Source organism: Poseidonibacter sp., assembly GCF_041821165.1.
GTDB lineage: Bacteria > Campylobacterota > Campylobacteria > Campylobacterales > Arcobacteraceae > Poseidonibacter.
In genome coordinates this window covers 1-6863 of record NZ_JBGUES010000124.1, presented here as the reverse complement: position 1 = coordinate 6863, position 6863 = coordinate 1, and the positions used below count along the sequence as shown (strand labels likewise).

Genomic DNA, 6863 nt, shown 5'->3' with positions numbered 1-6863 from the left:
TTGTTTTTTCATTTGTACTTGCCACTCTATATTTACAAGCAAGTGCAAGTTCAAGTCCTCCACCCATACAAGCACCATTAATATAAGCAATTGTAGGAATTGAAAGATTTTGTAGTTTATTAAATATTTCATGACATCTCATTAATACTTTATAAACTTCTTTTTCATCTGTAATTTCTTGTATTTGTTTTATATCAGCACCTGCAACAAATATATTCTTTTTTGCACTTTGAATTACTAAGGCTTTAATAGATGAATCATTTTTTACTAAATCTATTTTTTCATTTAATTCTTCTAATACTTCAAATGAAAGTTTATTTACTTTTTCACCTTCTAAATCAAAAGTTAATCTTGCAATATTGTCATTAATTTCTAAATATAAATTATTCATCTTAAACCTCCAATAAGAAAGATGCACCTTGTCCACCACCAACACAAAGTGATGCAAGAGCTTTTTTCTTATTTGTTCTTTTTAATTCTTTTAGAGCAGTTAATACAATTCTAGCACCACTCATTCCAACAGGATGACCAAGTGCAATTGCACCGCCATTTACGTTTAATTTACTTTCATCAATTTCACCAATAGCATCACAGCCAAAAGCTTTTTGACAAAAATCATTTGATTTAAATGCTTCAAGATTTGCTATTACTTGTGCAGCAAATGCTTCATTTATTTCAATAACATCAAGTTCATTTAATTTTGTACCCGTTTTATCAAATAACTTTTTTGTTGCATATATAGGACCTAATCCCATTCTATTAGCATCAAGTCCTGCATAAGCATAATCATTAACAAAACCTAATGGTTCGATATTTAATTCTTTTGCTTTTGATTCTGTACAAACGATTAAAGAACAAGCACCATCTGAAACTTGTGATGAATTACCAGCTGTTACTGTTCCACTTAATCTATCAAAAATAGGACGAAGTTTAGAAAGTGCTCCTATTGTTTGATTAAATCTAACTCCATCATCATCTACAATAGAAGAATCTTTTGTCATAATTGGATGAATTTCTTCTGCTAATATTCCATCTTCAATTGCCTTTTGAGCTTTTAGATGTGAATTTAAAGCATATTCATCTTGTGCTTGTCTTGATATTTTAAATTCGTTTGCTAAGTTTTCAGCTGTAATTCCCATGATTTTTCCTGAAATTGGATCTGTTAATCCTGTGATTAATCCAATAACAGGTTTTAAAAAACTTGCTCTAAATGTAGATAATAATTTTAATTTCTCACCAACACTTCTTGCATAAGTAAATCTAGTCATAAAGTCTTTAAACTTATCATTATGAAGTAAAGGAATACTACTCATAGATTCAACACCACCAACTAAATATAAATCCCCTTGATTTGAATTTATTTTTTCAATTGCAGATGAAATTGATTGCATTCCTGATGCACAGTTTCTATGTACTGTATAAGCAGGAAGACTATTTGGAAATCCTGCACGTATTGCTAGTACTCTTGCAATATTCGCAGCATTAGCAGGTTGTGCTACATTTCCCATGATTAATTCATCAAATAAATTATAATCTATACCATTTCTTAAAACTAATTCTTTTGTAATGATGGCACCTAATGTATCAGCACTAACATTGTTTAGTTTTCCATTTGCTTTGGCGATTGGACTTCTTAGTCCATCAATTATTGCTATTCTTTCTTTCATGATGGCTTCCTTAATACATAGTTTCTATAAGATTGTTATATTTTTCTTCAATTTTACCTCTACAAATTTTCATTGATGGTGTTAACTCTCCACCTTCAATAGAAATATCATCTGTGATAAGTTTATATTGAACTACTTTTTCCCATTCATTAAGATCAAAATTAACTAGATTAATATGATTATGAATCTCTTTTTTTATATTTTCTTGATTATAGTACTCTTCAATTGTTAAACTATTATTTAAAAGTTTTTCTTCTTGATATTTATCTTTATCTGCAAAAAGTAGGGCAGTTGTATATTTTCTATTTTGAGCTATTACTACTGCAAATTCAATAAATCTATTTTTTGATAACTGTTGTTCAATAGAAATAGCTGCAACATATTCGCCAGTAGATGTTTTAAAAATCTCTTTTTTTCTACTTTTTATATGTAAATAGCCTTTTTTATCTAATGTTGCAACATCACCTGTATGAAGCCAACCATCTTTATCAATAGTTTCATTTGTCAATTTTTCTTGATTTAAATATCCTTTCATTAATGATGGCCCTTTTACTAATAACTCACCATCTGAAGTAATTTTAATACTTGCACTTGGAATAACTTTTCCGCAAGTCCCAACTTTATTTGCTCCTGGATAATTTGTAGAAATTACAGGTGAAAACTCTGTTAGACCATAACCTTGATATATATTTACTCCAATATTTACAAAAAATTGATATATTTCTTGATTTAAAGGTGCCCCTCCACTTATTAGTTTTGTTAAGTTTGAGCCAAATATATCTCTAAATTTTGAATATACAAGTTTGTCATATATTTTAAATAAAAAAGTATCTTTGTTCATATTTGATTGTAAAGCATATGAAAAAGCCAAATTTGCAAGAGTTCTTGAAATAAAAGGTTTACATGAAATATTTACTTTTATTTTATTAAAAATCTTTTCAAGTAGTCTTGGTACTGCTGTCATAATAGTAGGATGAACAACTTTTAATAGATTTCCTACATTTTGTATATCATCTACAAAATAGATACTAACACCTCTACTTATATAATAACTCATTACAGTTCTTTCAAATATATGAGCTAATGGAAGTAATGATAAAACTATCTCTTTTTTATCTAAATTTATAAGAGTATTTATATCATGTAGTTGTGAGCAAATATTTTTATGTGTTAACATTACTCCTTTTGGAGTGCCTGTATTTCCACTTGTATATATGATTGAAAAAACTTCATCTTCTTGAGCAATATATGGCACATAGCCATTTGCTGTACATATTTGTTGTCCTGTTACAAGTATTTCATCATAATTGTAAAAATTCTTTTCTTTTATACAAAAATTATGAGTAATAAAAATTAAATCTTTATGTTTATTTTCTATCTCTTTAATTCTTTCTTCTGAATCAACAAACATAAATTTTATACTTGCATCTTTTATTTCAAAATTTAGATTAACAGTAGAAATATTTGAAAAAATTGGTACTGAAATTGCTCCAATTTCATGAATTGCAAAATCAAAAATTAACCAAAAAGGAGAAGAGATAGCAAATACCCCAACTGTATCACCTTTTTTTATTCCTAAATCTTTAAGAGCAAGGCTTAAACATATTACTTTGTTTCTAAAATCTTTAGTTGAGATACTTTTATATTTTCCATTTGATAAATAATTTAAAAATTTTTCATTATTTGTATTTTCAGTAAAGTAGTTAAATAATTCATTGTAGGTTTTGAATTTATAAGGGTTCATAACATATCCTTTAAAGCCGAATATTTACATGAAACAATTATAACTAAATAATTTTAAATAGTAAAAAAATATTATATTTTATATGATTTATTTATATTGAATTCTAATTTAATTAGTATTATTATTTTGCTACAATATGCGCAAAGGTTAATACATGGATTCATTAAATTTAAAAACTTATTTTTTTTACCTAGCTACTTCTATTATTATAATTGCAGGTATTAAAGTTGCCAGTGAAATAGTGGTTATACTATTTCTTTCAATATTTATGGCATCTATCTTTTCAACGTTACTAAAAGTTTTAAAGAAAAGAGCTGTTCCTAAAATGCTTGCTTATTTTGGGGTTATTTCTATATTTGTTCTATTCACAATTCTTATTGGTTATATAATAAATATTTCACTAAAAGATTTTGCATTAAATTTACCATTTTATGATGAAAAATTTAAAATATTTATTGTTGATGCTATTAATTTATTTGAAAAGTATGGTTTTGTTATTGATAAAGCTACAATATTAGAGTCATTAAACTTTAGTTCATTATTTGGTTTTACAACAAATATTATAGGAAGTATTGGAACTTTTTTATCAAAGTTTTTACTTATAGTAATTGGTATTGCATTTATTCTTGCAGAAACTAAATCATTTGAGACAAAATTAAAAGTGATATTTAAATACAATGTAAATAAATTAAAACATTTTAATTTATTCTCTCAAAATATTCAAAAATACTTTTTAGTAAAATCAACAACAAGTTTTTTAACAGGATTTATAATAGCAGTAACTTTATATTTCTTTGGTATTGATTACCCAATTTTATGGGGAGTTTTAGCAATGCTATTTAATTTTGTTCCAGTTGTTGGTTCAATAATTGCTGCAATTCCTGCTGTATTAATTTCACTATTAAATGCAGATATAAATACAACAATATGGTTAATAGTTTTTTATGTAACAATAAATATCTCAATTAGTAATATTATAGAACCAAAACTTATGGGAAAAGAGCTTGGCTTATCTCCTCTTGTAATATTTTTCTCATTGATTTTTTGGGGTTGGATACTTGGAATTGTCGGGATGTTCTTAGCTGTCCCAATTACTATGACTTTAAAAATCGCCTTTAATTCAAATAGTGCAACTTATTGGATTGCAATACTTATGTCTGATTTATCTAGTAAAAGAGATAAAGAGATAAAAGGGTAAAGATTGAAGTAAATCTTTACTTTTGTTATAATCCATCTTTAATTAATAAAAAAGGCTTAGAATGAATTATAAGTATTCTTATAAAATATGAATGAAATTATAGATATAAATGACCCTTTAATAAAAGAATTTATTTCCTTAAAACAATCAGTTCTTGATGAAAAGTATGTAGTAGTAGAAAGTAAAAATGTTTTTAAAAAGCTTTTTTCAACAAATACAAAAATTCATAAAGTATTTACAACAAAAGAAAATATTGAATTTATAGAAGAAAATTGTCCAAAGATTGATTTTCCAATTTTTACAGCAAATAATGAAATTATGAAAAAAATAGTAGGGCATAAAATCCATCAAGGAATGATGGCTGTAATTGATAGACCAAAGTTTATCTCTTTTGATGAAATCAAAGGAAATGTAGTAGTCTTAAATGGTCTTACTTCACCTGAAAATGTAGGTTCTATTGTAAGGTCTTGTGCTGCATTTAATATCAATACTTTAATAATTGATGAAAAAACTTGTTCACCTTTTATAAGAAGATGTATTCGTGTTTCTACTGGAAATTTATTTAATATCAAAGTTTATAAATCTTTTAATCTTGAAGCTGATTTAATAAAACTAAAAACAAATGGATATTCAGTATTAACAACTGCAAATGCACCCCAAGCTGTGAGTTTACATAAATATAAGTTTACACAAAAATCAGCTGTTGTAATTGGTAGTGAAGGTCATGGTGCGGATAAAGAGATTTTTGATTTATCTGATACTATTTTAAAAATTGATATAGATGAAGAAGTTACAAGTTTGAATGCTGCTATTGCTGCATCAATTGTATTTTATCAATTAAGCACTAACTTATAAAAGAAGTAATTATGATTGAAATTAAAAATGTATCTTATACAAAACAAACAAAAGATGATATTAGATTTGTAAGACAAACTGTATTTATCAATGAGCAAGGAATTGAAGAATCAATTGAGTTTGATGGTAATGATGAAAATGCTATTCATGCAATTATATTTAAAGATAAAAAAGCAGTTGGAGTAGGGCGTATTTTAAATGATGGTCATATTGGACGTATTGCAATCTTAAGTGAATATAGAGGACAAGGTTTTGGTGCTAAAATAGTTTTATCTTTAATAAAAGAAGCAAAAGAAAAAAAGTATTCAAGAGTTTATTTAGGTTCTCAAAAACATGCTTTAGATTTTTATATTAAGTTAGGTTTCAAAGCTTTTGGTAGTGAATATAAAGAAGCTGGAATATTACATCAATCTATGGAATTATTTTTATAAAAAGGAAACTAAAAATAGTTTTCTTTTTATTCTTGATCTAATCTCATTTCTTCTAATACCTCTAAAATATCAAGAGCATCTTCATCTTTAAGATTATTTGTTTCAATATCTAAAAGCACTTCATCAAAGTATGCTTTCATCTCTTCCATGTATTTTAACTCTTTTCTATCATCATTTGTACACTTTTTAGAATCTACAATATCTATAAAATCTTCAATATTTTCATCCATTTCTGGAATTACTTCTTCTTTTAAAATTTTTTCTAATTTTTGAATATTAGTCATAAATGTTCCTAATTTTTTTGCAAGTATAACAAAAAAAATAAACATACACAATTTATCTACATGAAAAGACTATAATAAAAGAAAAGGATATATCATGATTAAAATATTTTTTATATCAATTATAGCTTTTGTATTTTTTACAGGTTGTCATGCCTATGTTGTATCACCTGAGATTAGGATTCATGATGTTCATCATTATAATCACTCTTTTTATTCAAATCATAATCATAAATATCATAAACATTCTAATAACTCTAAACATAAAAAAAACAAATGGAAAAATAGGTATTAATTTATAAGGAACTAACATGAAAAAGATATTACAAATATTGTTTATGTTTTTTATAGTTTCATTTTTTACAGCTTGTAGTGTAACTAAACAAATTACTGGTGAATTTTATTTGGATACAAAAAAATATGATAAGGGTTATAATCACTTTTTAAAAGCGATTAATGAAAATAAAAATGATGCATATTCTCAATATTACTATGCAAGATTTTTATTAGCTAAAAAACAGAATAAAAAAGCCCTTTTTCATTTTAAAAAAGCAGTAGAAATAGATGATAAAAATGCTGATTATTATAGTTGGTTAGCAGTAGCATATTCAACGCAAAAAGATTATAAAAATGAAAGAAAAGCGTATCTAAGTGCATTAAAAATTGATAAAAACCATTTACAATCTT

At 25.7% G+C, this 6863-nt stretch carries 9 protein-coding genes; 5 read left to right on the top strand and 4 right to left on the bottom strand.

The window, feature by feature from the left end:
• From ACERKK_RS09535 to ACERKK_RS09525, 3 genes are all read right to left on the bottom strand, one after another.
• Positions 1-391: enoyl-CoA hydratase-related protein (locus ACERKK_RS09535; RefSeq protein WP_373772854.1), on the bottom strand; the 391-nt coding region annotated here is incomplete at its 3' end.
• Between the two features lies 1 nt (position 392).
• Positions 393-1667, bottom strand: coding sequence for an acetyl-CoA C-acyltransferase (locus ACERKK_RS09530; RefSeq protein WP_373772853.1), 1275 nt, complete (start codon positions 1665-1667; stop codon positions 393-395).
• A 10-nt stretch (positions 1668-1677) separates the two neighbouring features.
• Positions 1678-3411 carry a long-chain fatty acid--CoA ligase gene (locus ACERKK_RS09525; protein WP_373772852.1) on the bottom strand — a complete coding sequence of 578 codons (1734 nt, stop codon included), beginning with the start codon at positions 3409-3411 and terminating at the stop codon, positions 1678-1680.
• A 154-nt stretch (positions 3412-3565) separates the two neighbouring features.
• On the opposite strand from ACERKK_RS09525, the gene ACERKK_RS09520 reads away from it, so the two are divergent.
• The 3 genes from ACERKK_RS09520 to ACERKK_RS09510 all read left to right on the top strand — a co-directional run bounded on the left by ACERKK_RS09520 (position 3566) and on the right by ACERKK_RS09510 (position 5895).
• Positions 3566-4609: an AI-2E family transporter gene (locus ACERKK_RS09520; RefSeq protein ID WP_373772851.1), complete on the top strand. Its 1044-nt coding sequence runs from the start codon at positions 3566-3568 to the stop codon at positions 4607-4609.
• A gap of 87 nt (positions 4610-4696) precedes the next feature.
• Positions 4697-5464, top strand: a complete 768-nt coding sequence (locus ACERKK_RS09515; RefSeq protein WP_373772850.1) for a TrmH family RNA methyltransferase — start codon at positions 4697-4699, stop codon at positions 5462-5464.
• Positions 5465-5475: 11 nt separating this feature from the next.
• The gene (locus ACERKK_RS09510) at positions 5476-5895 is read left to right on the top strand and encodes a GNAT family N-acetyltransferase (protein WP_373772849.1); all 420 of its coding nucleotides are present in this window, start codon (positions 5476-5478) and stop codon (positions 5893-5895) included.
• Positions 5896-5921: 26 nt separating this feature from the next.
• Here the strand turns inward: ACERKK_RS09510 and ACERKK_RS09505 are convergent, their stop codons facing one another.
• Positions 5922-6179, bottom strand: a complete 258-nt coding sequence (locus tag ACERKK_RS09505) for a hypothetical protein (RefSeq protein WP_373772848.1) — start codon at positions 6177-6179, stop codon at positions 5922-5924.
• Between the two features lie 94 nt (positions 6180-6273).
• Between ACERKK_RS09505 and ACERKK_RS09500 the strand changes: the two genes are divergently transcribed.
• Positions 6274-6471 carry a hypothetical protein gene (locus ACERKK_RS09500; protein WP_373772847.1) on the top strand — a complete coding sequence of 66 codons (198 nt, stop codon included), beginning with the start codon at positions 6274-6276 and terminating at the stop codon, positions 6469-6471.
• Between the two features lie 16 nt (positions 6472-6487).
• Positions 6488-6863 (top strand): tetratricopeptide repeat protein (locus ACERKK_RS09495; RefSeq protein WP_373772846.1); only part of this gene is annotated, 376 nt, incomplete at its 3' end.